At 66.4% G+C, this 23,173-nt stretch carries 29 protein-coding genes; 17 read left to right on the top strand and 12 right to left on the bottom strand.

The genetic code is table 11. The features are described from left to right. Positions 1-6: 6 nt before the first annotated feature. A complete protein-coding gene (locus tag BTO20_RS08540) occupies positions 7-741 on the top strand; it encodes a DUF899 family protein (protein ID WP_087074997.1) in 735 nt (244 codons plus the stop codon). On the opposite strand, the gene BTO20_RS08535 is transcribed toward BTO20_RS08540, so the two are convergent. From BTO20_RS08535 to BTO20_RS08515, 5 genes are all read right to left on the bottom strand, one after another. Continuing rightward, on the bottom strand, positions 728-1,990 hold the full coding sequence (locus BTO20_RS08535) for a WS/DGAT/MGAT family O-acyltransferase (RefSeq protein ID WP_087074995.1): 1,263 nt from the start codon (positions 1,988-1,990) through the stop codon (positions 728-730). The genes BTO20_RS08540 and BTO20_RS08535 overlap by 14 nt on opposite strands. Continuing rightward, positions 1,990-2,904, bottom strand: coding sequence for an alpha/beta fold hydrolase (locus tag BTO20_RS08530; protein WP_198344482.1), 915 nt, complete (start codon positions 2,902-2,904; stop codon positions 1,990-1,992). The genes BTO20_RS08535 and BTO20_RS08530 overlap by 1 nt, the downstream gene beginning before the upstream one ends. After that, positions 2,901-3,419, bottom strand: coding sequence for a hypothetical protein (locus tag BTO20_RS08525; RefSeq protein WP_087074991.1), 519 nt, complete (start codon positions 3,417-3,419; stop codon positions 2,901-2,903). Before BTO20_RS08525 ends, BTO20_RS08530 begins: the two co-directional genes overlap by 4 nt. Continuing rightward, positions 3,416-4,009, bottom strand: coding sequence for a hypothetical protein (locus BTO20_RS08520; RefSeq protein ID WP_087074989.1), 594 nt, complete (start codon positions 4,007-4,009; stop codon positions 3,416-3,418). Before BTO20_RS08520 ends, BTO20_RS08525 begins: the two co-directional genes overlap by 4 nt. 96 nt (positions 4,010-4,105) lie before the next feature. Then, entirely contained in the window at positions 4,106-4,543 is a 438-nt protein-coding gene (locus tag BTO20_RS08515) for a VOC family protein (RefSeq protein WP_087074987.1), read from the bottom strand. Positions 4,544-4,662: 119 nt separating this feature from the next. Here BTO20_RS08515 and BTO20_RS08510 point away from each other — a divergent pair, with 119 nt between their 5' ends. The 4 genes from BTO20_RS08510 to BTO20_RS08495 all read left to right on the top strand — a co-directional run bounded on the left by BTO20_RS08510 (position 4,663) and on the right by BTO20_RS08495 (position 9,786). Beyond that, on the top strand, positions 4,663-5,523 hold the full coding sequence (locus BTO20_RS08510) for an alpha/beta fold hydrolase (RefSeq protein WP_087081808.1): 861 nt from the start codon (positions 4,663-4,665) through the stop codon (positions 5,521-5,523). Beyond that, the gene (locus BTO20_RS08505; RefSeq protein ID WP_087074985.1) at positions 5,520-8,456 is read left to right on the top strand and encodes an aminotransferase; all 2,937 of its coding nucleotides are present in this window, start codon (positions 5,520-5,522) and stop codon (positions 8,454-8,456) included. Before BTO20_RS08510 ends, BTO20_RS08505 begins: the two co-directional genes overlap by 4 nt. A 197-nt stretch (positions 8,457-8,653) precedes the next feature. After that, positions 8,654-8,950: a DUF4193 domain-containing protein gene (locus BTO20_RS08500; protein ID WP_087081806.1), complete on the top strand. Its 297-nt coding sequence runs from the start codon at positions 8,654-8,656 to the stop codon at positions 8,948-8,950. Between the two features lie 119 nt (positions 8,951-9,069). Beyond that, positions 9,070-9,786 carry an adenylate/guanylate cyclase domain-containing protein gene (locus tag BTO20_RS08495; RefSeq protein ID WP_087074983.1) on the top strand — a complete coding sequence of 239 codons (717 nt, stop codon included), beginning with the start codon at positions 9,070-9,072 and terminating at the stop codon, positions 9,784-9,786. Positions 9,787-9,825: 39 nt separating this feature from the next. Here BTO20_RS08495 and BTO20_RS39865 read toward each other — a convergent pair whose 3' ends face one another. Further along, on the bottom strand, positions 9,826-9,993 hold the full coding sequence (locus BTO20_RS39865) for a hypothetical protein (protein WP_087081804.1): 168 nt from the start codon (positions 9,991-9,993) through the stop codon (positions 9,826-9,828). Positions 9,994-10,019: 26 nt separating this feature from the next. On the opposite strand from BTO20_RS39865, the gene BTO20_RS08485 reads away from it, so the two are divergent. The 3 genes from BTO20_RS08485 (at position 10,020) to BTO20_RS08475 (ending at position 11,995) form a co-directional block, all read left to right on the top strand. Beyond that, the gene (locus BTO20_RS08485; RefSeq protein ID WP_232491092.1) at positions 10,020-10,715 is read left to right on the top strand and encodes a guanylate cyclase; all 696 of its coding nucleotides are present in this window, start codon (positions 10,020-10,022) and stop codon (positions 10,713-10,715) included. Positions 10,716-10,820: 105 nt separating this feature from the next. Further along, a complete protein-coding gene (locus tag BTO20_RS08480; RefSeq protein WP_087074980.1) occupies positions 10,821-11,345 on the top strand; it encodes a sigma-70 family RNA polymerase sigma factor in 525 nt (174 codons plus the stop codon). A 251-nt stretch (positions 11,346-11,596) separates the two neighbouring features. Next, on the top strand, positions 11,597-11,995 hold the full coding sequence (locus tag BTO20_RS08475) for a DUF4232 domain-containing protein (protein WP_157680169.1): 399 nt from the start codon (positions 11,597-11,599) through the stop codon (positions 11,993-11,995). 9 nt (positions 11,996-12,004) lie between these two features. On the opposite strand, the gene BTO20_RS08470 is transcribed toward BTO20_RS08475, so the two are convergent. Then, positions 12,005-12,751, bottom strand: a complete 747-nt coding sequence (locus tag BTO20_RS08470) for a class I SAM-dependent methyltransferase (protein ID WP_087074976.1) — start codon at positions 12,749-12,751, stop codon at positions 12,005-12,007. A 51-nt stretch (positions 12,752-12,802) separates the two neighbouring features. Next, positions 12,803-13,165, bottom strand: coding sequence for a hypothetical protein (locus BTO20_RS08465; RefSeq protein WP_087074974.1), 363 nt, complete (start codon positions 13,163-13,165; stop codon positions 12,803-12,805). A gap of 86 nt (positions 13,166-13,251) precedes the next feature. Between BTO20_RS08465 and BTO20_RS08460 the strand changes: the two genes are divergently transcribed. Next, positions 13,252-13,632, top strand: a complete 381-nt coding sequence (locus BTO20_RS08460; protein WP_087074972.1) for a nuclear transport factor 2 family protein — start codon at positions 13,252-13,254, stop codon at positions 13,630-13,632. 327 nt (positions 13,633-13,959) lie between these two features. Here the strand turns inward: BTO20_RS08460 and BTO20_RS08450 are convergent, their stop codons facing one another. After that, positions 13,960-14,358 (bottom strand): VOC family protein, encoded by a 399-nt coding sequence (locus BTO20_RS08450; protein WP_087081800.1) that lies wholly within the window; start codon positions 14,356-14,358, stop codon positions 13,960-13,962. A gap of 81 nt (positions 14,359-14,439) precedes the next feature. Here BTO20_RS08450 and BTO20_RS08445 point away from each other — a divergent pair, with 81 nt between their 5' ends. The 3 genes from BTO20_RS08445 to BTO20_RS08435 all read left to right on the top strand — a co-directional run bounded on the left by BTO20_RS08445 (position 14,440) and on the right by BTO20_RS08435 (position 16,118). Beyond that, positions 14,440-14,997, top strand: coding sequence for an AAA family ATPase (locus tag BTO20_RS08445; RefSeq protein ID WP_198344298.1), 558 nt, complete (start codon positions 14,440-14,442; stop codon positions 14,995-14,997). After that, positions 14,994-15,362, top strand: a complete 369-nt coding sequence (locus BTO20_RS08440; protein ID WP_087074970.1) for a gamma-glutamylcyclotransferase family protein — start codon at positions 14,994-14,996, stop codon at positions 15,360-15,362. The genes BTO20_RS08445 and BTO20_RS08440 overlap by 4 nt, the downstream gene beginning before the upstream one ends. Positions 15,363-15,638: 276 nt before the next feature. Then, positions 15,639-16,118, top strand: a complete 480-nt coding sequence (locus tag BTO20_RS08435) for an SRPBCC family protein (RefSeq protein ID WP_087074968.1) — start codon at positions 15,639-15,641, stop codon at positions 16,116-16,118. A 24-nt stretch (positions 16,119-16,142) separates the two neighbouring features. Here the strand turns inward: BTO20_RS08435 and ychF are convergent, their stop codons facing one another. Further along, positions 16,143-17,216, bottom strand: a complete 1,074-nt coding sequence (gene ychF / locus BTO20_RS08430; protein WP_087074966.1) for a redox-regulated ATPase YchF — start codon at positions 17,214-17,216, stop codon at positions 16,143-16,145. An 84-nt stretch (positions 17,217-17,300) separates the two neighbouring features. On the opposite strand from ychF, the gene BTO20_RS08425 reads away from it, so the two are divergent. Further along, the gene (locus BTO20_RS08425) at positions 17,301-18,509 is read left to right on the top strand and encodes a DUF6542 domain-containing protein (RefSeq protein WP_198344297.1); all 1,209 of its coding nucleotides are present in this window, start codon (positions 17,301-17,303) and stop codon (positions 18,507-18,509) included. A 6-nt stretch (positions 18,510-18,515) separates the two neighbouring features. Here BTO20_RS08425 and BTO20_RS08420 read toward each other — a convergent pair whose 3' ends face one another. Continuing rightward, on the bottom strand, positions 18,516-19,517 hold the full coding sequence (locus tag BTO20_RS08420) for a 4-hydroxy-3-methylbut-2-enyl diphosphate reductase (protein ID WP_087074962.1): 1,002 nt from the start codon (positions 19,515-19,517) through the stop codon (positions 18,516-18,518). 53 nt (positions 19,518-19,570) lie between these two features. Between BTO20_RS08420 and BTO20_RS08415 the strand changes: the two genes are divergently transcribed. The 4 genes from BTO20_RS08415 to BTO20_RS08400 are packed head-to-tail and all read left to right on the top strand — an operon-like array spanning position 19,571 to position 22,817. Further along, positions 19,571-20,152, top strand: coding sequence for a lipid droplet-associated protein (locus BTO20_RS08415; RefSeq protein ID WP_087074960.1), 582 nt, complete (start codon positions 19,571-19,573; stop codon positions 20,150-20,152). Beyond that, positions 20,149-21,402 (top strand): exodeoxyribonuclease VII large subunit, encoded by a 1,254-nt coding sequence (gene xseA, locus BTO20_RS08410; protein ID WP_087074957.1) that lies wholly within the window; start codon positions 20,149-20,151, stop codon positions 21,400-21,402. The genes BTO20_RS08415 and xseA overlap by 4 nt, the downstream gene beginning before the upstream one ends. Continuing rightward, positions 21,399-21,611, top strand: a complete 213-nt coding sequence (locus tag BTO20_RS08405) for an exodeoxyribonuclease VII small subunit (protein ID WP_087074955.1) — start codon at positions 21,399-21,401, stop codon at positions 21,609-21,611. The genes xseA and BTO20_RS08405 overlap by 4 nt, the downstream gene beginning before the upstream one ends. Before the next feature lie 51 nt (positions 21,612-21,662). Continuing rightward, the gene (locus BTO20_RS08400) at positions 21,663-22,817 is read left to right on the top strand and encodes a 3-beta-hydroxysteroid dehydrogenase (RefSeq protein ID WP_087074953.1); all 1,155 of its coding nucleotides are present in this window, start codon (positions 21,663-21,665) and stop codon (positions 22,815-22,817) included. Between the two features lie 2 nt (positions 22,818-22,819). Here BTO20_RS08400 and BTO20_RS08395 read toward each other — a convergent pair whose 3' ends face one another. Then, positions 22,820-23,095, bottom strand: coding sequence for a dsRBD fold-containing protein (locus BTO20_RS08395; RefSeq protein WP_029366392.1), 276 nt, complete (start codon positions 23,093-23,095; stop codon positions 22,820-22,822). Positions 23,096-23,173 lie beyond the last annotated feature (78 nt).

The following is a 23,173-nucleotide window of genomic DNA, read 5'->3' as shown; positions in this document are numbered from 1 at the left end:
GGCCCCGTGAACGCCGAATCACCAAGCCGGCCCGCGATTGTCGACCGGTCGGTGTTCGAAGCCGACCTCGCGGCACTGCGCGTGCGCGAGAAGGCGCACGTCCGCGAGGGCGACGCGATCGCCGCGGCACGCCGACGGCTGCCCATGGTGGAGGTCGACGCGACGTCGCAACTGATCGGGCCCGCCGGGCCCACCACCCTGCTCGACGCCTTCGAAGGCCGCCGCCAACTGCTGGTGTATTACTTCATGTGGCATGCCGGGCATCCCGCGCCGGAGCAGTGCGAGGGGTGCACCTGGGTGACCACGCAGGTCGCCGAACTGTCCTACCTGCACTCCCGCGACATCACCTACGCGGTCTTCGCGCAAGGCCCGTATCCCGAAACGGCCCGGTATCGCGAGTTCATGGGCTGGCAGGTCCCGTGGTATTCCGCGCTGCCCTCGCTGGACACCCTCCTGGTCGGGCGCAGCGTCGGGATGATGCACATCGTCTGCTACCTGCGCGCCGATGACCGCGTCTTCGAGACGTACTGGACCACCCGCCGCGGCGTGGAAGCCATGGACTACAGCTACGCACTCATGGACCTGACCGTGTACGGGCGGCAGGAACCCTGGGAGGACTCCCCCGCGGGGTGGCCGCAGCACTGGCCGGTCGACGGTTCCAACACACGCATCGACGGCAGGCCGATACCGCAATGGTCCCGGCTGGCGGCCGGTCGCTCCGACGACCTCACCGGCGGCTAGTCAGCGCCCGCTCAAGCCGGGCCACGTAGGCATCGATATCGCCGACCGCCGACTCGGCGGCATGGACGCTGACAGCGACGGTGGACCCGATGCCGTGCACGCCGTGTGTCAGGCCCATCATCGGCGACAATGCCGGGTACCCGGCTGTCATCACCACCGGCGTGGCACCGAACCGCAGATCGCCCGCGCCACGGTTGACGCTGGACACCACGGTATTGCCGGTCACCGTGGGCGAACGCTGTGAGGAATCGAATTGCGTCACACCCCACCGCAACAACGGCGCGGGGGTCGCGGCGTAGGCCCGGCTGGCGGCGAGCATCGCGGGATGCTGCGCGCGGCGGCGCCGCTGGGCGAGATCTTCCGCGATCCGTGCGGTGCGGGCGTCGCGCTCGAGCATCGGGTAGAGCCCGACGCCGACATTGCCGAACTGGTTGTTCGCCGTGCGGGCACCGGCTTTGGCCATCGGCACCTCGGCGCCCAGATCCGCGGGATCGTCGCCGAACTCACGCAGGTGTTCGGCGAGGGCTGCCGACACTGCCGCCAGCACCGTGACCGTGACGGTCGGACCACCCAGTTGATCGCGGTTACGGACGATCGTGCGCACCGAGATCTTTCCCGCGGGCGCAGCGTTACTGTGCAGCGCCGCACGGGAATCCGCCTGCCGCGGGACCTGGCCACTCTCTTCGTCGCGCACCAGCCGGCGGTGCCACCGGGCCGCTTGCGCCGCCCGCCATGGCAGCCTGGCGGTCACCACCCGGGGTACCTCGACGGCTCGCACCCCGCCCGGCCTGCCGAACATCAATCCCGCCAAATCCGCAGACCGGCCGCCGTCGGCAAGCGCGTGCGCCATCTGCACGACAACCACCGTCCCCGCATCGGTGGCCGCGGGTATGTCGCGGACCCGAGGGAACACATGCACGCGCCAGGTGGCCCGAGTCGCATCGAGCGGGTGATCGGCCAAAGCAGCCACGGCGGTGAGGCAGTCGTCGAAGCCCGGGTCGCCGAGGTCGTGTACGACGAACTGGTCGTCGCCGACATCGCGGGGTACCCACACCGGATATCTCAGCCGATGGTCGTCCCTGATCCGCAGCCCCAGTTCGGGGCAGCGCCGGGCGCGCTGACGCACGTCACGCAACGCTGCGCCCAGTTCTGTTGGCACACCGGAGAACCCGTACAGCAGGAACTGATCGTTGGGAATCGCGGACGACATCCAGTAGTTCTGGGCATCGATCGCCGCCAGCCTGCGCACTATTGCGGCGTCCGGGCGCTGCCGATGAAGTCGAGGATGCGTCCGGCGACCCCGTCGGGCTGTTCGAGCTGCAGGAAATGCCCGGCTCCCGCCACGATGCCGACATCACTGCCCTCGGGCAGGATCCTCTGCACCCAGCGGACGTAATCCGGTGTGGCGCAACCGTCATCGGCTCCGTGCAGGTACAACGACGGGATGCGCGGTGGGGACATCCAATGCTGGTGCAGGTTCGTGTACCGGGCCGGGGGCGTGGTTCCGCGGAGCATCGCCCGGTAGTAGCCGATCGCAGCTCGCCACCGCGCGGGGGCACCGATCGCGGCGTCGACGTGCCGCAGATCGTCGGCCGCGGCATATCCCGGCGACCACCAGCGCCACAGCCGGGGCACCACCCACGACGCGGAACGTTCAGGAAGCCAAGGCAATTGGAAATACAACATGTACCAGCTGCGGAGCAACTGTCTTGGCAGCTGCGCGGCGAGCCGGGCACTGTCGGGCACTCGTCCCAACGGCTGGAACGACGCAAACGGCGGCACCGACATGATCACGGCCCGCCGAAACGGTCCGTCGGGCAGCGCCGACAGACCGGTGGCCGCCATGGCCCCCCAGTCGTGCCCGATGACCACGTCGCGCCCGGTCGGCCCGACCGACTCGAGCAGCTGCAGCGCGTCATCCATCAACGCGCCGACGTGGTAGCTGCCGTCCGCCGGGATTCCCGACGGTACATAGCCACGCTGGAACGGCGCCACCACTTTCCAGCCGGCGTCGGCCAAGACCGGAGCGACCGTGCGCCAGCCGTAGGCGGTATCGGGAAAACCATGGAGACACAACGCAATCGGCCCGTCCTGCGGACCCCACACCAGTGCCCGCAGTTGTACGGCGGGGGTGGTGACGTCACACCAGCGGGGCTCGGTCACTGCGCCGTCACAGGCTCGAACTTCGACATCAGCCATCGCCCGTCCTCGTTCACCATGGTGACCCGCACCGTCGACACCGTTTTCTGCGGCGGTTTCTGCGCGACGGTGACGGTCTGGTCCAGGTACAGCAGCACCTCGGCGTGGTCGAGGCTCGCGCTCACCGAGCCGGCCTGCGGCACCTCGGCGAATGCCGTGACACCCTGCGACTTGGCCCCCGGGATGACTGCGTTCTCGATCATCGCCGTGTAGATGCCGAGAAATTCTCCCGTCATCCTCTCGCGCGCGGTGTGGAGTTGCTGCTCGACCTTGTCGGGTTGGTAGGACAGCATCTCGACAGTGATATCCCGTGCCGCCTGAACGGATTCGGTGCGGGCCCGCTCAACACCGGTCGACGAGGCAATCTGCCACTTGAAGACCGCGGCGGCGAGAGCGAGCACCAGTGCGACAGCAGGCAGCACGCCCAGCACCAGGATCCGCGTCCGCCTGGTCGGCTCGAAACCGTGTTTGCCGGTCACTGGATGAAATCCACGTTGGACACCTTCGTCACACCCTGGCTGTCCTGCATCCTCAGCACCATCCGCCAGGACTGTGACTGGCCGGCCACACCGGCATTGCTGGAGTTGACGGTCATGGCCACCATCACCTGCGCGTCGTTGTCCGACGCCGACACCAGTGCCGAACCGGTGATCGTGCCGACCGCCTTCGATTTGGCCTGCTTGACGACGGCGAGATAGGCCTGCGATCGCCTCTCGAAATCGTCGTAGAACTGACCGCTGGCCGAGTCGAGCACCCGCTGCACGTCGTCGTCGGCGTGCTCCCAGTCGACATTGGTCAGCGTCAACGCCGCCTGCCGGCCCGCATCGAGAAACATCTGACGCTTCTCGTCGGCCCGATGGGTCTGCACGGCACGAAACCCCAGCCACCCGGTGACAGCCACCAACACGACCACGACCGCCGCCCCGGCCAGGGCCGCCGACCGCAGCTGCGACATCCGCGGCCGCGGGCTCTCGCCGGCATCTGCGGGCTCGGAGTCTTCGGTGGCGGGCTCCTGCACATCCTCAGCCGACTCGACCGACTCCTGCGCGTCGGCGCTGTCGTCTGCCATAAATGCTCCTCCGCGGGACCACAAGTTCACACACTCGCCGTCCAACGTAACGTGCCGCAGCGTCGTGCCGGGTGGGCGGCTGCCGACACGGGGGAGCTAGGCGCCGTCGGCGGCTGCTTCCAACTCGGCGACCACCAGTTTGCGCATCCCCATCATCGCCTTGGTCGCGGCCTGCGCCCGCGCAGGATCGGGATCACTGATGAGTTCGAACAGCCGGTCCGGAACAACCTGCCAGCTCAACCCATACCGATCCTTGAGCCAGCCGCACTGAGACTCCTGCCCGCCGTCGGTGAGGCGGCTCCAGTAGTAGTCGACTTCGTCCTGGTCCTTGCAGCCGATCATGAACGACACCGCCTCGGTGAACGGGAACTGCGGGCCGCCGTTGATGCCGATGAAGCGGTGGCCGTCCAGCACGAAAACCACAGACACGTCGTTGAGCTCTTCGATCGACGAGTTGGGGAACACCGAGAGGTAGAACTCGGCAGCTTCAGCAAGATGACCGTCGAACCAGAGGGCGGGCGTGATCGGTGGCATTGGGGCCTCCTTGTGCGTGTCCGGCAGGTGTCGTTTCCAGAACAGACCCTCCCGCCGCCCGAAACTCATCGCCGCCCTGGGTAACGTGACGGCACGGGGGGCGGCCGAGAGGAATGTCCGTGAGCACCGGGAAACACAGCGAATCACGCGTCGTCACGTTCCGCGGGGTCGACGACCTCAGTCTGGTGGGCGACGAATGGAACGCCGACGCATCCAACGACCGGCCCGCCGTGCTGTTGCTGCACGGCGGCGGCCAGAACCGGCATTCCTGGAAGAACACCGGCCAGATCCTGGCCGACCAGGGGTTGCGTGTCATCGCTCTGGATTCCCGCGGCCACGGCGACAGCGATCGGTCCCCGAGCGCCAACTATTCGATCGAGACGCTGTGCGGCGATGTGGTGCAGATCCTCTACCAGCTGGGTCGGCCGGTGGTGCTGATCGGCGCGAGCATGGGCGGGTTGACGGGGATACTGGCCGCCCATGAGGCCGGGCCGGACCTGGTGACCAAGCTGGTGCTGGTCGACGTGGTGCCCCGCTTCGAGAAAAGCGGTAGCGCCCGCATCCGCGACTTCATGTTCAACCATGTGCACGGCTTCGACTCGCTGGAGCAGGCGGCCGACGCGGTCGCCGAGTACCTTCCACACCGCACCAAACCGCGCAGCCCCGAGGGCCTGAAGAAGAACCTGAGACTGCGCGACGGCCGGTGGTACTGGCACTGGGATCCTGCGTTTTTGACCAAACCTGAAGACGACCCGTTCATGCGGGTGGACAAAATCGAGCGTGCGGCGATGGCCCTGACCATCCCGATCCTGCTGATCCGCGGAAAGCTCTCGGATGTGGTGAGCACCGCGGGGGTTCAGGATTTCCTGGAGAAGGTGCCCGCCGCGGAGTTCGCCGAGCTTTCCGAGGCCGGCCACACCGCCGCAGGCGACGACAACGATGCGTTCACCGAAGTTGTCGTGGAGTTCGTGAACCGATGACCACTGAGCGTGTGAACACCATCGGATTCAACTTCCTCACCGAGCCCGAACTGCCCGCGCCGCAGGTCACCGAGACACGGGCCCAGCAGCTGCTCGCGACCCACTTCGGCATCGAGGCGCAGGCGAAATCGCTGGGCAGCCAACAGGACAAGAACTTTCTGGTGACCCAGGGCGACACCGTCATCGGTGTGCTCAAGATCGCCAACCCGGCATTCAACGAGACCGAGCTGACCGCCCAGGATCTGGCAGCCGAACTGATCGCGACGACCGAGCCGGGCCTGCGGGTCGCGGTCCCCCAGCCCAACATCCGTGGCGAGATACGCACCGCGGTCACCGGATTGCTCGACGGTACGGCGTACTTGCGGCTGCTGCGCTACCTGCCAGGAGGCGCACTGCTCGACGCCGGCTACCTGTCCCCGGACACCGTCGCCGAACTGGGCGACGTGGCCGGCCGCGTCACGCGCGCACTGGCCGGGTTCAACCACCCGGGCCTGGACCGCATCCTGCAGTGGGACCTGCGCTACGGAGCCGACGTGGTGACGACGCTGGCCTCCCACGTCGCCGATGAAGGAGACCGGGGCCGCATCGTGGCCGCGGCCCAATCCGCCTGGGCCCGTATCGAACCGTACGCCGACGCGCTGCCCCGGCAAGCCATCCACATGGACCTGACCGATGCCAACGTGGTGGTGTCGCACGCCCCCGGCGGCGCCGTGCATCCGGACGGGATCATCGACCTCGGCGATCTGACCGACAGCTGGGCGGTCGGTGAACTGGCGATCACCTTGTCCTCGGTACTGCAGCATCCCGGCAACGGCCCGACGCACATCCTGCCGGGCGTACGGGCATTCCACCGGATCCGCCCGTTGACGGCCGCCGAGGCGGAAGTCTTGTGGCCCTTGCTCGTCCTGCGGACGGCGGTCCTCATCGTCAGCGGCGCGCAGCAGGCGGCGCTCGACCCCGACAACGCCTACATCACCGAGCAGTCCGACGGTGAATGGCAGATGTTCGAGCAGGCCACCTCGGTGCCCATCGAGGTGATGACGGAGCTGATCAAGGCCGACCTGGGCCTCAGCGTCCCGGCGGCCCCACTGACGGCCACGACGCCGCTGATCGCCGGACTCGACCCCGCGGCCGTGACGACGCTGGACCTGTCGGTGACCTCCGATGCACTCGATTCCGGATTCGTACCGGGCGCCTGGCTACGGCCCGGCCTCGAAGACGAATTCGCAAGGGCCGCAGTGGCTGACGGAGCCCGCCTGGTGGTCACCCAGTTCGGCAGACCGCGGATAACCCAAGCCCCTCCCCTGAGCCAGGCCGAACCCGCTGTGGTGCCGACCGGGATCAGCCTGTGGCCCGCCGGATCCGTATCGCTCGTCGCGCCGTTTGCCGGTGAAATTGTCGCTCGCACAGCAGATTCCGTGACTTTCCGCGGCCAGGATGTCGAGTTGACGGTCTCCGGGATCACCGCCGCTGCCGACGACGGCGCACTGGGAGTCGCCACCGCTGGCCGGTGGACGCACGTGGCAGTACGGCCCGTCGGAGCGCCCGAGGCACCGGCGCTGACCACACCCGCCCTGGCACCGGGATGGCTGGCGCTGAGCCGCGACCCGCGACCCCTGCTGGGCTTGCCCGCCCTGACCGACGATGCGGCCGACGGCGACCTGATCTCGCGCCGGGACCAGTCGTTCGCGCCGGTGCAGGAGCACTACTACCGCAAACCGCCGCAGATCGAACGTGGTTGGCGGCACTTCCTGATGGCCACCAGCGGTCGCTGCTACCTCGACATGGTCAACAACGTCACGGTGCTCGGGCACGCGCACCCGCGGATCGCCACGGCCGCGGCGCGGCAGTTGCGCAGGCTCAACACCAATTCGCGCTTCAACTACGCGGCAGTGGTCGAATTCAGCGAGCGCCTCGCCGGCCTGTTGCCCGAACCGCTGGACACCGTGTTCCTGGTGAACTCCGGGTCCGAGGCCAGCGACCTCGCGTTGCGCCTGGCCATCGCAGCCGCAGGCCGCCCTGACGTGGTGGCGATGCGCGAGGCGTACCACGGCTGGACCTACGGCACCGACGCTGTGTCGACGTCGACCGCCGACAACCCGAATGCGCTTGCCACCCGGCCACATTGGGTGCACACCGTGGAATCACCCAACAGCTTCCGCGGTAAGTACCGGGGTACTGACCTCGGGCGGTACGCCGACGAGGCCGTGGCCCAGATCGAACAGTTGGCCGGCGACGGACGAGCGCCCGCGGCGTTCATCTGCGAGACGGTCTACGGCAACGCCGGCGGCATGGCACTGCCCGACGGCTATCTGGAGAAGGTCTACGGCGCGGTACGCGCGAACGGCGGATACGCGGTCGCCGACGAGGTGCAAGTCGGCTACGGCCGTCTGGGTCATTGGTTCTGGGGCTTCCAGCAGCAAGGCGTCGTGCCCGACATCGTGTCGATGGCGAAATCACTCGGCAACGGCTATCCGTTGGGGGCGGTCGTCACCAGTCGCGAAGTCGCCGAGGCGTTCCGCAGCCAGGGCTACTTCTTCTCCTCCACCGGCGGAAGCCCGCTGTCATGCACGATCGGCATGACGGTGCTCGACGTGCTCCACGATGAAGGCTTGCAGCAGAACGCCGTTGAGGTCGGAGCCCACCTCAAGTCACGCTTGCAGGCGCTGGCTGCCAAGCACCCGATCATCGGTACCGTCCACGGTGTCGGCCTGTACCTCGGTGTCGAGATGATCCGCGACCCCGAGACCCTCGAACCCGCCACCGAGGAAACCACGCTCATCTGCAACCGCATGCTCGAGCTCGGCGTGATCATCCAACCCACCGGAGATCACCAGAACATCCTGAAAACCAAGCCTCCTTTGTGCATCGACATCGCAGGCGCGGATTTCTACGTCGACGCCCTGGACCGGGTGTTGACGGAGGGGTGGTAACGCGCAGGACAGGCGCATCGCCCATCCCGTCGAGTGGCCAGTTTTGACTCGCGAAATCGCGAATCGTGTGCGTCAACTGGCCACTCGGCCCCCTGTTTACCGACTTCGCCGGTGATTCCGTTCCGCGAAAACGGGTACACGTCTGTTTCGGTGCGTGATGCCCAGTTCGTGGGGGCGTGGAGAAGATGGGATTGGCCATGGCAGTCGATTACGACGCACGACGGGCAGACGCCGCCGGCGGTTCTGATCAGGCATTACCGGAGTTCCTGCCGGGGTCAACCGCGCAGAGACGAGAAGTGGATATAGATGAATCCGATTCGGTGGAACCGTTCGAGCTGCCTGGTGCCGATTTGTCCGGTGAGCAGCTGTCGGTGAGCATCATTCCCATGCAGGAAGATGAGTTCACCTGCGCGGTGTGTTTTCTCGTGCAACACCGCAGTCGGCTCGCCCGCAGTGGTCTGTCCGGGCCGATCTGCAAGGACTGCTTCGCCTAAGGCCCCGCTTCGAACGTCGCACCGCCACCTGGGCGGTATCGAATACTGGTGCGGTGAGCCTTTCCCTCGTTGCCATCGTCGTACTGGGTCTTGTCGCCGTAGCTGAAGCAATTGCGTTGATGGTGGTCTCGCAGCGGCTACGGACCAGCCGTGAGGAAGCCGAGGAGCTGCGGCGTCGTGCCGACACCCGAGCGATGCTGCTGTCCGGCAGCCGCGAGGCCGTCAAGACCGTCTGGCAGACAGCGAACATCCTGCGTAAGGAGGGCTTCGGCGCCGCGGTGCGCTCGTCCATCGAGGACCTGGCTGACTGGGCCGAGGTCGAACGCCCCGACCTCGCCCGGCTGGCACCCAATGGCAAGGTGACCATCCTGTTCTCCGACATCGAGGGTTCCACCGCTCTCAATGAGCAAATGGGCGACCGGGCCTGGGTCAAACTGCTGGGCCGTCATGACCGACTGGTCCAGAAGTACGTGAAGAACCACTCCGGGCATGTGGTCAAGAACCAGGGAGACGGCTACATGATCGCCTTCGCTCAGCCCGGCGAGGCGGTGCGCTGTGGCGTCGACCTGCAACGCGCGATGCAGCGAGAGCCGAGCGGCATTCGCGTCCGCATCGGTATCCACAGCGGCCGGTCAGTGCGACGCGGCGACGATCTGTTCGGCCGCAACGTGGCGATGGCCGCACGCGTGGCCGCGCAGGCCGAGGGCGGCGAAACGCTCGTCAGCGCAGCGGTCCGGGACGCCATTGGCGGCCAAGACGACATCGCGTTCGACGAGGGCCGCGAGGTCGAGCTGAAAGGCTTCGCCGGACAACACCGCCTGTATGCGATTCGGTGAACGTCAGCACGTTCAGCGTGAACGCAAGTCACCGTCGAATCAGCTCGCCGGCGGGGAGTCCGCGTCTGCCAGCCGCTGATGCAGCCGGGCCCGGATGTCGTCCGGGGTATACGCGTTGCGCTTGCGTTGATCGCGGACGACCAGCACGCCACCGGCCACCACTCCGGCGACACCGGCCAAACCAATCCACTTCCAAAGACTTTTCATGACGAGATTCTGCATAAGCTGCCCGGGTGAACGCACACACGGTGTCCCTCACCCGGGCATTGCAGGAGACGCGGACCGGCGACATCTGGCTGTTCCGAGGAGGCTCCGGTCCGGACCGAGCCATCCAGACCCTGACCAATGCCCCGGTGAATCACGTCGGGATGACGGTGGCCATCGACGATCTGCCGCCGCTGATCTGGCATGCCGAGCTGGGCCAGAAACTGGTGGATCTCTGGACCGGCACCCACCACCGTGGGGTGCAACTCAATGACGCCCGCGAGGTGGTCGAGCAGTGGATGAATCACTACGGGCAGCGCTGCTGGCTGCGCCAGCTGACTCCGTTCGCCACCCGCGAGCAGGAAGATCGGCTGCTGAAGGTGGTGGCCCGGATGAACGGCACCGCGTTTCCGACCACCGCACGGCTGACGGGCCGGTGGATGCGTGGCCGACTGCCGATCGTGAGCGACTTCACCCGCGGAATGCCGTTCGTGCACAAGAAGATTCGTGAGTCCGCTCAGCGGGACAAAGCACGAAAGCGCGAAGCCGGTCTGGAGACCGCGTACTGCGCGGAGACCGTCGCCATCACCTACGAGGAAATGGGCCTGATCAACACCGAGAAACGGGAGAACTATTTCGACCCGGGTTCGTTCTGGAGCGGTGACCGGTTGCCGCTCACGCGCGGTTACCAACTCGGCGATGAGATCTCCGTCACTCTCGACTGAGCGTCGCTATACCTGCTGGCAGGTATAGCGGATTGCGGCCAGCACCGAGGAATTCCTCCGTGCCCGCGGGAAGGCTGGGTTCAGCAACCCAACCGGAGGTGTCGGATGCTGACTGTCGAGCGCCCGAGCGATCAGATGCTGCAGCTCTACCATCACCACGCTGCCCCGTTGCGCCGTTATGCCTTCCGGCTCACCAACAATCGCACCAGGGCCGAGGACGTGGTACAGGAGACATTGCTGCGGGCTTGGCGTCACATGTTGTCCACCGAGGGCGAGCCACCCGTAGGAGCCTGGCTTTTCACTGTCGCCCGTAACATCGTCATCGACGGCAGCCGAACGGCCCGATTTCGTTGTGAGATCAGTTCTCCTGAGGTGCCGGAGCTGCCCGACCAACTGGGAGCCGATGAGGTGAACGCCGCCTTGGACCGAATGTTGCTCGCCGAGGCGCTGACGCACCTGCCCGAAACCCACCGCGCCGTGCTCAGTCGGTCGTTCTATCTCGGCTGGACCACCCGGCAGATCGCCGACGATCTGGGCATCGCCGAGGGAACCGTGAAATCGAGGTTGCACTACGCTCTGCGGCGGCTGCGGCTCATCATGCTCGAAATGGGGTGCGGCACGAACACCTGAACCCGGCTCCCGGGGGCCGCGCAAGGTACATACTCATCCCGACCTGACGGATATGTTCGCGTGGCCGGGAGTGGGACATGAATCGGATGCTGCCCGTGCTGGCCCTCGTTCTGATCGCGGGGTGTTCGGCTTCACACGAGAACGCTTCGACGCCAACCTCATCGCCGTCGTCGCCGTCGTCGACATCCGCGGCGAGTTCCGCGGCGCCCGCGTCATCCGCACCGCCTAAACCGTCCCCATCGGCGACCAACGTGCCCGCAGAACTCGGCCTGTGCACCGACGCCGATCTCGCGATCTCCAACGGAGACGTCGTATCGGCCGACACCCTGCGCCGGCTGGCCGTGTCCTTCAAGAACACGTCGTCACACCCCTGCACGCTTGTCGGCTACCCGGGAGCCGACCTGGTGACCGCAGCCGGTGGCGTCCTGGTGCACGTCGACAGGCGTCCCGCGGCGGCGGCACATCGACTGACCCTGAACCCAGGTGACACTGCGAATGCGGACATCGAGGCTTCCGCGATCGACACCGTATCCGGCAAAGCGTGCCCGCGTATCGGAACCGTGGTCGTCACCGCGCCGGGCGTTGATGTCGCCCACACTCTCAACGCCGCACTGCCCATCTGCAACGCGACGGTCAGTTCGGTCGACTGACCGTCGTCCTCACGCCGTCCCGCGTGCGGCCCATGCAGTGGCCGTGACAGTGAATGGCCCGTCACCCAAACGTTCACGGGCCACCGCCGCCAGCCGTGCACGGCCATCGTCGTCGAGCCGCTGAACATAATCGCCAGCTGGACCGACACCGAATGTGTATGGCTCCCACCACTCTTCAAACGTGGGGTGCACGACATCGACGGCAATGGAGTCTTCATGCACGTCATGCAAACCGGCAGCTTCGAATATCTCTGTCAGGTGCCCCCGGTGCGCCCCCGAGAGCAGCGCCTCGTCCGTCGCCGCAGCATCCAGCACATGAACCGCATTCCAGAACGGCGCCAGCGCGCCGCTGGGCCCATCCCACACGCACGCCGCGACGACACCACCGACCCGGGTCACCCGCGCCATCTGTCTGATGCCGGCTACGGGATCTGTCATGAAGTGCACTACCAGCTGCGCCAGCGCGGCGTCGAAAGTACCTGCGTCATAGGGCAATTCCTCTGCAGTACCGCGACGGATGTCAACCTGCGGGAAGCGCACCCGGACCGCATCGATAAACGACGGCGACGGGTCGATCGCCGAAACCTCAGCTCCGATCGACAACAAATGCGATGTCAGCGCCCCAGGCCCGCAGCCCACGTCGAGCACCTTGGCACCGGCGCCGATCCCGGCAAATGCGCCGAAAACCTCCGAGAGAGGCTCGGCGTACCGACCCATGTACCGCCCGTATGCCTCCGGCGGGACGTCAAAACCCACCACAGAATGCTACGTCGCCCATGACGATATGAGGCGGCCGATGGCGCACGCTCAGTACTTCTCGAAGCGGATCAGCCCCTCGGTCTCGGCCGTCTCCCGGTCGATGTCGGCTTGCTCGCGTCGGGCCTCGGCCACACGCCGACCGATTCGTTCGTCGACGCGTCGCTGCCGGCTGAGCTCTTGCTCCACGCCCGTACCCTCGCGCTCGTCGGCGCGCCGCTCCCGGTCGTCCGCCAACTGTTCGCGCTCGTCGGCGATTCGTTCGCGCTCGTCAGCGATCCAATCGCGCCTGTCGGCAAGGAGTTCACGTCTGGTGACCTCAGCCTCACGCTGCTCGATCACATCCTCGCGCTCATCAAGCGCGTCGGCCTTGCGTCGAAGCTCAGCGGACGTGCCGGTGCGGTCGTCAGCCACACTTCAACCATAGACCTAGCCGGGGCCGGTGCTCCTTTTCGGAATCAGCGGGAGACTTGGTACGTCCACATCGGGAAAGGGCCGTCATGAACGACAGTGCCGTGCGGCGCGCGCTCGAAGCCCATTGGTCTGCCTCCGACGTCAACGACTTCGATGCCGAACATCGCATCTACCGAGCTGACGCGGTTCTCGAGTATCCACAGTCAGGTGAACGGATCCGTGGCCGCCACAACATTCAATCCTCGCGCCAAGCCCAGCCGAATGCGAAGCGTTTCACGGTCCGTCGGATCCTCGGCGGCGGCGATCTGTGGATCAGCGAACTCGTCTTGACCTACGACGGGCAGCCGTTCTACGTGGTGAGCGTCATGGAGTTCGAGAACGGTGAAGTCGTCCGGGAGACACAGTATTTCGGTGATCCGTTCGAACGCGGGGCGTCGCGGGCCCAGTGGGTCGAGCCGATGGATTGACGGAACGACGCGGCCGTGCCGCGTGAACGGGCATCAAGGCGTGCCTCGCCTGTGACCTTCCTGCGACCACGACCCGACAGGCTCACGTCATGGTGGCCCTCGAACTGATCTGCGTCGCGGTCGCAGCGATGTGGCTCGGTTATCGACTGGGCCGCCGCACCACGACGCCCGCTCCGACGTGGTGGCGGCGCCTGCGACGCTCGCCGCTGGGACAACAGGCCGTCGCGCTGATCGTCTTGGTAGCTGCCGGTCAGGTCCAGCGGTCGATGCGGCGCAAACTCGAAAGTGCACGTGGCGGGCGTTTGCCCCTTGTGCTCGTGCGGCGCGCTATACCCCCAACTTTGCGCGCGCCGTTTCGGTGACCGGGGTGAAGAGATTGACGAGGTTTCCGTCAGGGTCGCGGAACAACAGCGCACGGTTTCCCCACGGCATCGTCGTCGGCGCGGTCACCACCTCGGGAACCTGTTCGCGCAGCCGCTCGTACTCGGCGTCCACGTCGTCGACGATAAATTCGATGATCGCCGTGCGGTTGGCCGCCGGCTCGGCGGACCCGGCTCCGAACAGGGGAACGGTCTTGTCGCTACCGATCGCCAAAGTGCCTGCAAGCGTAGGGATTTCCGCGAAAAGCTCATTGCCCCAGATCGCAGTGGCCCCTGTCACGAGCTCGTAGAAGGTGACCAGACGCAACACGTCGGCGGTGATGATCCGGGTCGAAACAAATTTCATGCCGCGCACGCTAGACCCGACCACCGACATGGGCGCTGCGGCCGGTCATCGGTACCGGTCACGGCCGTAGCATCGAATTCCGTGACCGCCCCGAAACCGAAATCGGTGCTCGTCGTCCTGTCAGGTCTGCCAGGCGTCGGCAAGACGACGCTCGCCCGTCGGGTGAGTTCAGCGGTCGGCGCGGTGCATGTGCGGCTCGACACGATCGAGGCCGCGTTGACCACTTCCGGGGTGATCAACGCCTCGGGTGGGTGGTCGGCGTGTCCCGACGCCGGTTATCGGATCGCCTATGCCGTCACAGCAGATTTTCTGAACGCAGGCCATGACGTCGTTGCCGACAGTGTGAATCCTCTCGCCGTCACGCGGCAGGCTTGGGCTGACGCGGCGCGCGCAGCCGACGCACTGCTCGTCGACGTTGAAGTGGTCTGCAGTGACCGCGATCTGCACAAAAGATGGGTTGAGGCGCGGTCTTCAGACATCGAGGGTTTGACCGTGCCGACGTGGCGACAAGTCGAAGACCGAGCCTATGAGCCCTGGAGTACCGGGATTATTCGGGTCGACACCGCCGCCGGAATCGACCAGGCCGCCGCCGCCATCATCGCCGCGTTCAGGCGCAGGCAGGCAACAATTGTGGGATGAGCACTGCCGACCATCGACTCGGGCTGGAACACCGGCTGGCCACCTACGGCACGCTCGCCCCGGGCCGCTCGAACGCACACGTCCTCGAGGAGCTCTCGGGCACCTGGACCCGCGGGTCGGTCAGAGGTCACCTACACGAACCCGGCTGGCGCATCTACCCGGGCATCGTTCTGGACGACTCAGGTCCCGAGGTCGACGTGTACGTCTTCGCCTCGCCTGAACTACCAGCACATTGGCGCCGACTCGACGAATTCGAGGGGCCCGGGTATCGGCGCGTCCCGATCTCAGTCAACAGCGAGACCGGTCAGGTGGCCGCCTATGTGTACGTGCTGGTGGAAGATCCGGCACAGGGGCCAGCTGCCTGACCCAACTCCGTCGTCGACAAACGTCGGACAGCATCCTTGCCCTCTGCCAATCGGCGTCCTCCTGCTGTGCAGTCGACTAGCACGTCGTCCAAAGCAATCGACTCTGTGAGCAGGGCGCAAAACTTCGAGAGCACCTCGCCGTAACCGCAGAGTCAACGACGATCTAGACGTTGAAGCCTTGACGCAAATGCCGTCGTCTTGCAAGCCAACCGATGAGTGCCTGCCCGGGTTTGGGTCAACATTAGAAACCACCCACCTCGTGATTGGAGTGGCGAGATGTCGGCCGACGACAGACGTATCGAAGTGACCGCCGTCATCAATGCCGCGGCCGACCTCATCTTCGACTACATAGCGCGGCCCACCAATCACGTGACGTTCGACACCAGCGGATTTGTCGTCGGCTGCTCGGATGGTTCCGTAATCACCCACGTCGGCGCGAAGTTCATGATGGACATGCAGAACGAAATCCGAGGACCGCACAAGGTTGAGAACCACGTCATCTGCTTTGAACCCGGCCGCGCAATCGGCTGGGCCCCAGCTGAACCCGGCAAGGAACCAGCCGGCCATACCTGGACATGGCGGATGACGCCGATCGGACCGGACCAAACCCTGGTCACCGAAACATACGACTGGTCAGCATTCCGCAATACCGAGATGATCGACCGCCTGCCCGTGATCGGGATGCGACAGATGCAGGAATCACTCGCGCGGCTCGCGGAGGCAACTGCCAAGCGCGGTCCGCACCAGCTGGGTTGATTTCGCCGCAGAGTCAACGACGCGCTAGACGTTGAAGCGGAACTCCACCACATCGCCGTCGGCCATGACGTAGTCCTTGCCTTCCATCCGCACCTTGCCTGCCGCCTTGGCAGCGGCCATCGACCCGGCCGCGACGAGGTCGTCGAAGGAGACCACCTCGGCCTTGATGAAGCCCTTCTCGAAGTCGCTGTGGATGACGCCGGCCGCCTTCGGCGCGGTGTCGCCCTGGTGGATGGTCCAGGCACGCGCTTCTTTCGGCCCCGCGGTCAGGTAGGTCTGCAGCCGCAGGGTGTGGAACCCGGCCCGGGCCAGTCCGTCGAGCCCGCGTTCGGTCTGACCGATCGACTCCAGCAGCTCGGCCGCGGACTCGTCGTCGAGCTCCAGCAGTTCCGCCTCGATCTTCGCGTCGAGGAACACCGCGTCGGCCGGGGCGACGAGTTCGCGCAGCTCGCTCTTGCGGGCCTCGTCGGTCAGGACACCCTCGTCGGCGTTGAACACGTAGAGGAACGGCTTGGTGGTCAGCAGGTTGAGCTCGCGGAGCAGCGACGCGTCCGCACGCGCACTGAACAGCGTCTTGCCACTGTTGAGCACCTCCTGGGCCGCCACTGCGGCATCGAAGATGGGCTTGCGGTCCTTATGGGTGCGGGCTTCCTTCTCCAGCCGGGGCACCGCTTTCTCCAGCGTCTGCATGTCGGCGAGGATCAGCTCGGTCTCGATGACCTCGATATCGGAGCGGGGGTCGACGCGGCCGTCGACGTGCACCACGTCGTCATCGGTGAACACCCGGACGACCTGGCAAATCGCGTCGCATTCGCGGATGTTGGCCAGGAACTTGTTACCCAGCCCCGCGCCCTCGGATGCGCCTTTGACGATTCCGGCAATATCGACGAACGTCACCGGCGCCGGGACGAGCTTCTCCGAGCCGAACATCTTCGCGAGTTCGTCGAGGCGGGGATCCGGCAGCGGGACCACACCCTCGTTGGGTTCGATGGTCGCGAAGGGGTAGTTGGCCGCCAACACGTTGTTGCGTGTCAGGGCATTGAACAGAGTCGACTTACCTACGTTCGGCAAACCGACGATTCCCAGGTTCAGGCTCACAGGAACCACAGTCTGCCAGAGTGTCGGGGGCACGCCAGCGCGCGCTGGCGGCACGCGGTGCCGTTGAGCCGGTACGGTCTACCTGTGTCCGGACAGCGCGCACAGTCGGCAGTGCCGGCTGACCACCGCTCTGTGTACCCCAAATGGCCTGGTGTGCCGTGGTGGGGTGCTGTGCTGCTGGCTGTGACGGCTACCGCGATCGGCTTCGCTTTCGACGCCGGATCCGGTGACCGAGAACTCAGCACATTCTTCGCCGTCTGCTACGTCCTGGGCTGCCTCGGGGCCGTGCTCGCGGTGCGGCAATCCGGGGTGTTCACGGCGGTGATCCAGCCGCCGTTGATCCTGTTCGTGGCCGTACCCGGGTCCTATTTCCTGTTCCACGGCGGCCAATTGGGCGGCGTCAAAGACCTGGCGATCAACTGCGGGTATCCGCTGATCGAACGTTTCCCGCTGATGCTGTTCACCACGGCTGCGGTATTGCTGATCGGCCTGGCTCGCTGGTACTTCGCCCTCGCCACCCGACACAGCGCCGCCAAGGCCGCGAACGCCGAGAGCACGGAGAGCGGCAACACGCGAAAAGCGACGGTCGCCGCGGCCAAAACCGGAATTGTGGCGGCTGTCACAACGAAGCTGTCAGGGCTGATCCTCCGCAAACCCCCAACGCGACGATCCTCGGCGCAGACATCCGAGAACGAGGCGCCACGGCGACGGCGGACCAGCGACCGCTCGCAGCGTCCCGAGCGAGCCGGCCGAACCAGCCGTACGGACCGCACCACCGAGCGACCCGACCGCACCGACAGGCCCAGGCGGCGGCGCCCCGAAGCGGCCGAGGAGGCCGGTACCGAGCGTCGGGCGGCCAAGCGGACCACGCCTCCGCGTCCCCGGCCCAGCCGCCCGCTGCTCGACGAGTTCGGCGAGCCACTGCCCGAGCGGCCCCGCAGGCCGAGGGCGCCACGAGCCTCCGAACCACCCGTGGTTCCGCCTGCCGACGCCCGCCGTCGGGTACGTACCCAGCCGCGCGAACCTCGTAAACAACCTCCGCCTGAGCGGCACAGCGCCGCGGCCCACGACCGGCAGCCGCGTCGGCGTCGTTTCGACGACTACCAACCGTTCGAGGAGCCGTTCGAAGCGCCCCGCAACGGCAACGGCAGTTCGAACGGCCGCCCGACCCACCACCCCGTCTCGCGGGTGCGCTACCGCGGCGCCGAGGACGAAGACGACCGCAGGGAGTACAGGAGCCGGCCGCGCTCATCTACGCGCGGCCGGGACAACACCTGGGAGTACGACGGCTGAACGCGCTCAGGCGCGCGGCGGACGGATTTCTCGCGGAAGCGCGAACACCAGCGTCTCGTTGGCCGTGGTGACCGGCTGCACGGTGTCGAAGCCGTAGTCGGCAAGCCGCTCCAGCACACCGCGGACGAGGACCTCGGGCACCGACGCCCCGGAGGTGACGCCCACGGTGGTGACGCCCTCCAGCCAGGTCGGATCGATGTCCTCGGCGTAGTCCACGAGGTGAGCGTCGCGAGATCCGGCGCCCAGCGCCACCTCGACGAGCCGGACCGAGTTCGACGAGTTGCGCGAGCCGACCACGATGACCAACTCGCATTCGGGTGCCATGGCCTTGACCGCCACCTGACGGTTCTGCGTGGCGTAGCAGATGTCGTCGCTCGGCGGATCCTGCAGCTTGGGGAACTTCTCCCGCAGCCGCTGCACGGTTTCCATGGTCTCGTCGACGCTCAGCGTGGTCTGAGACAGCCAGATCACCTTGTCCTCGTCGCGGACGGTGACGCTGTCCACCGAATCCGGGCCGTCGACGAGCTGGACGTGGTCGGGCGCCTCGCCTGCCGTACCGATCACTTCCTCATGGCCCTCGTGGCCGATGAGCAGAATGTCGTAGTCGTCGCGGGCGAACCGCTTGGCCTCGTTGTGCACCTTGGTGACCAGCGGGCACGTGGCGTCGATGACCTTGAGGTCGCGCACGGCAGCCGATTCGTGCACCGTCGGCGCGACACCGTGGGCCGAGAACACGACGATCGAGCCTTCCGGCACCTCGTCGGTCTCGTCGACGAAGATGGCGCCCGCCTTGGCCAAGGTCTGCACCACGTGCACGTTGTGCACGATCTCGTGGCGGACGTAGACCGGTGCTCCGTGTTTTTCGAGCGCTCGCTCGACGGTTTCCACGGCGCGGTCGACGCCTGCGCAGTAGCCCCGCGGCTCGGCCAGCAGGACGCGCTTGCCGGCCACGCCGGAACTCACCGAGCTGGAGGCACCCGGGATACCCATATTCACTGTTGGCGGCATGTCACCAGGGTACGGGGAGCCGCCTTGAGTGAGCCAGCCGTAGTCTGGTGCCCATGGGAACTGCACCGTATGGGGTCCGGCTGCTCGTAGGCGCGGCGGTGACGGCGATCGAGGAGACCCGCAGGCTGCCCCACACCATTCTCACGTACCCGATGACCATGGCCAGCCAGGCCGCCAACCTCTTCATGCACGTGCAGCAGAACCTCGCCGAGCTGGTCATCAAGGGTGACGAAGCGCTCGAGCAGCTGTTTCCACCCAAGGACGAACAGCCCGAGTGGGCGACGTTCGACGAAGACCTCGATACCGGTGTCGACGAGGGCGACGGCCCGCAGACCGAAAGTGAACGCCGCACCGAAGGCAGGTTCGCCCTCTACAGCACCGGTGAGCCGGGAGCCGGCAGTGTCGCAGGCAATGGTCGGGCCGCTGCACCCAAGCCGGCCGCGACGGGCACCGTGCCCGCGATCGTCGGCGAGGTGGGCTACGACGCTCTGACGCTGGCGCAATTGCGGGCTCGGCTGACCTCGCTGCGCGTCGCGGATCTGGAGGCTCTACTGGCCTACGAGGAGGCCGGCCGGGCCCGCGCGCCGTTCGTCACGCTGCTCACCAACAGGATCACCCGCGCGACCGCGAAGTGACCGAACCCGGCCAGTCACCGGAGAACCCGTGGCCGGTTCGCGCCGTCGCGACGCGCGTCGCCAAGTGGATCGACCGGCTCGGCGCCGTGTGGGTCGAAGGTCAGCTCACCGAACTGAAGGTGCGGCCTGACTCGAAGACCGTGTTCATGGTGCTGCGCGACCCGGCCGCCGACATGTCGCTGACCCTGACCTGCCCGCGCGACCTGGTGCGCAACGCCCCGGTCCGACTCACCGAGGGCACCCAGGTGATCATCTGCGGCAAACCCAACTTCTACACCGGCCGTGGCTCGTTCTCGTTGCGGGTCAACGAGATTCGCGCCGTCGGCATCGGCGAGTTGCTGGCCCGCATCGACCGGCTGCGCCGCCTGCTGGATGCCGAAGGGTTGTTCGACCCGCGGCTCAAACGGCCAATCCCCTTCCTGCCCAACACCATTGGCCTGATCACCGGACGCGCGTCGGCCGCCGAGCACGATGTCACCACCGTCGCGACCGGACGCTGGCCCGCCGTGCGGTTCGCCATCCGCAACACCATCGTCCAAGGCCCCAACGCGGTGCCGCAGATCGTCGAGGCACTCGCAACCCTCGACGGGGACCCTGCCGTCGACGTCATCGTGCTGGCCCGGGGCGGCGGCAGCGTCGAGGACCTGCTGCCGTTCTCCGACGAAACGCTGTGTCGGGCCATATCGGCCTGCCGCACACCGGTGGTCAGCGCGATCGGCCACGAACCGGACAACCCGTTGTGCGATCTGGTCGCCGACCTGCGCGCGGCCACACCGACCGATGCCGCCAAGCGCATCGTGCCCGATGCCGCCGCTGAGCAGGCCCTGGTCACCGACCAGCGCAGACGCAGCGCCCGCGCGTTGCGCAACTGGGTACATCGCGAACAGCACCACCTCGACCAACTGCGCAGCCGCCCGGTGCTGGCCCTGCCGCTGGCCTCGCTGGCTGCCCGAGAGGACGAGATCCAGCGGGCACGCGCCACCACGCAACGTGACATCACCCGGTTGATCTCGGCGGAGCGGGAGACCATCGGCCACCTTTCGGCGCGGCTGACCACCCTGGGCCCGGCCGCAACGCTGGCGCGCGGTTACGCGGTGGTGCAGACCGTGCCCACCTCGGGTTCTCCCGCAGTGTTGCGTTCGGTGGCCGACGCGCCGCGGGGCACGCAGCTGCGGGTGCGGGTGTCCGACGGTGTGGTGGTCGCGGTGAGCGAAGGCCCCGAGAAGAGCACGGCAGAAGGATCGGAATGAAGCCCATTAGTGAGTTGGGGTACGAAGAGGCCCGCGACGAGTTGATTGCCGTCGTGCAGCAACTCGAACAGGGCGGCCTCGATCTTGACGCGTCGCTGACCCTATGGGAAAGAGGTGAAGAGCTGGCAAAACGATGCGAGGAACACTTAGCCGGCGCTCGCCAGAGAGTCGAGCAGGCACTGGCCGCGCGCGAGGGTGACGACGAGTGATCCGGCAGGCGATATTGCCGAACAGGGTCGAAACTGGAACATGTTTCAGTTATGCTCTGCGCCATGGCTGACGCATCTCTGACCGGCGGTTCCTCTGCTCCTCACGTGCGCGGTGGTTCGTCTGCTCCTCACGTGCGAGCTGAACTCGGCCGCGTGCTGGTGACCGGCGGCTCCGGCTTCGTCGGCGCCAACCTGGTGACCGAACTGCTCGACCGCGGTTACACCGTGCGGTCCTTCGATCGGGCGCCGTCCACGTTGGGCGAGCACGCCGGCCTTGAGGTGCTGCAGGGCGACATCTGCGATCCGGAAACGGTGGCCGCAGCCGTGAAGGACATCGACACGGTGTTCCACACCGCGGCCGTCATCGACCTCATGGGCGGCGCCTCTGTCACCGCCGAATACCGCAACCGCAGCTTCGCCGTCAACGTCGAGGGCACCCGCAACCTCGTGCACGCGGCGCAGGCGGCCGGCGTCAAACGCTTCGTCTACACGGCGTCCAACAGCGTGGTGATGGGTGGCCAGAACATCGTCAACGGCGACGAGACCCTGCCGTACACCCAACGGTTCAACGACCTGTACACCGAGACCAAGGTCGTCGCCGAGAAGTTCGTGCTCAGCCAGAACGGGGAACACGACATGCTCACCTGTTCGATCCGCCCCAGCGGCATCTGGGGGCGGGGCGATCAGACCATGTTCCGCAAAGTCTTCGAGAACGTGCTGGCCGGACACGTCAAGGTGCTGGTCGGCAACAAGAACATCAAGCTGGACAACAGCTACGTACACAACCTGATTCACGGTTTCATCCTGGCCGCCGAGCATCTCGTGCCGGGTGGCACGGCTCCCGGTCAGGCCTATTTCATCAACGACGGCGACCCCGTCAACATGTTCGAGTTCGCCCGCCCGGTGATCGCGGCATGCGGACACCGGCTTCCCAACATCCGGGTGTCGGGCCGGCTCGTGCACAAGGCCATGACGCTGTGGCAGCGGTTGCACTTCAAGTTCGGCATCCCCGAGCCGTTGATCGAACCCCTTGCCGTGGAACGGCTTTACCTCAACAACTACTTCTCGATCGCCAAAGCCAAGCGCGATCTGGGATACGAGCCGCTGTTCACCACGCAGCAGGCGATGACCGCGAGCATGCCGTACTACGTCGAGTTGTTCCGCCAGATGGAGGCCGGGCCGGCCACGCAGCCGGCGCTCGCCTGAACTCAGCGGTACAGGTGCACCGGATGGTGGGTGCCCTGCTCGATGCGAGCCGACGCCAGGTGCAACAGCTCGGTACCGAGCGCGATCAACGCACGGGCGGCCGCGATGTCCTCGCCGACCGTCGGTGCGCTCGGGTCCTTGGGATTGCGGTAGGCATCCCCGGTGGTCGTGATGACGCCGTCGTGCAGCTGTGCGTGCGCTGATGCGTGGGTGTGAATGTCGTCTTCGGAGAACTCGATTTCGACGAACCACTTGTTGGACAGATCTTTGTCGTACATGTCGATCAACCTCCGCATTCCAGCGTGCGCCGTCACCGTCCGCAACGCCAGAGTGGACATTGGCGTAAATTTCTCTTC

Source organism: Mycobacterium dioxanotrophicus, assembly GCF_002157835.1.
In the GTDB taxonomy this organism is placed as follows: domain Bacteria; phylum Actinomycetota; class Actinomycetes; order Mycobacteriales; family Mycobacteriaceae; genus Mycobacterium; species Mycobacterium dioxanotrophicus.
This window is presented reverse-complemented; position numbering and strand designations above follow the sequence as displayed.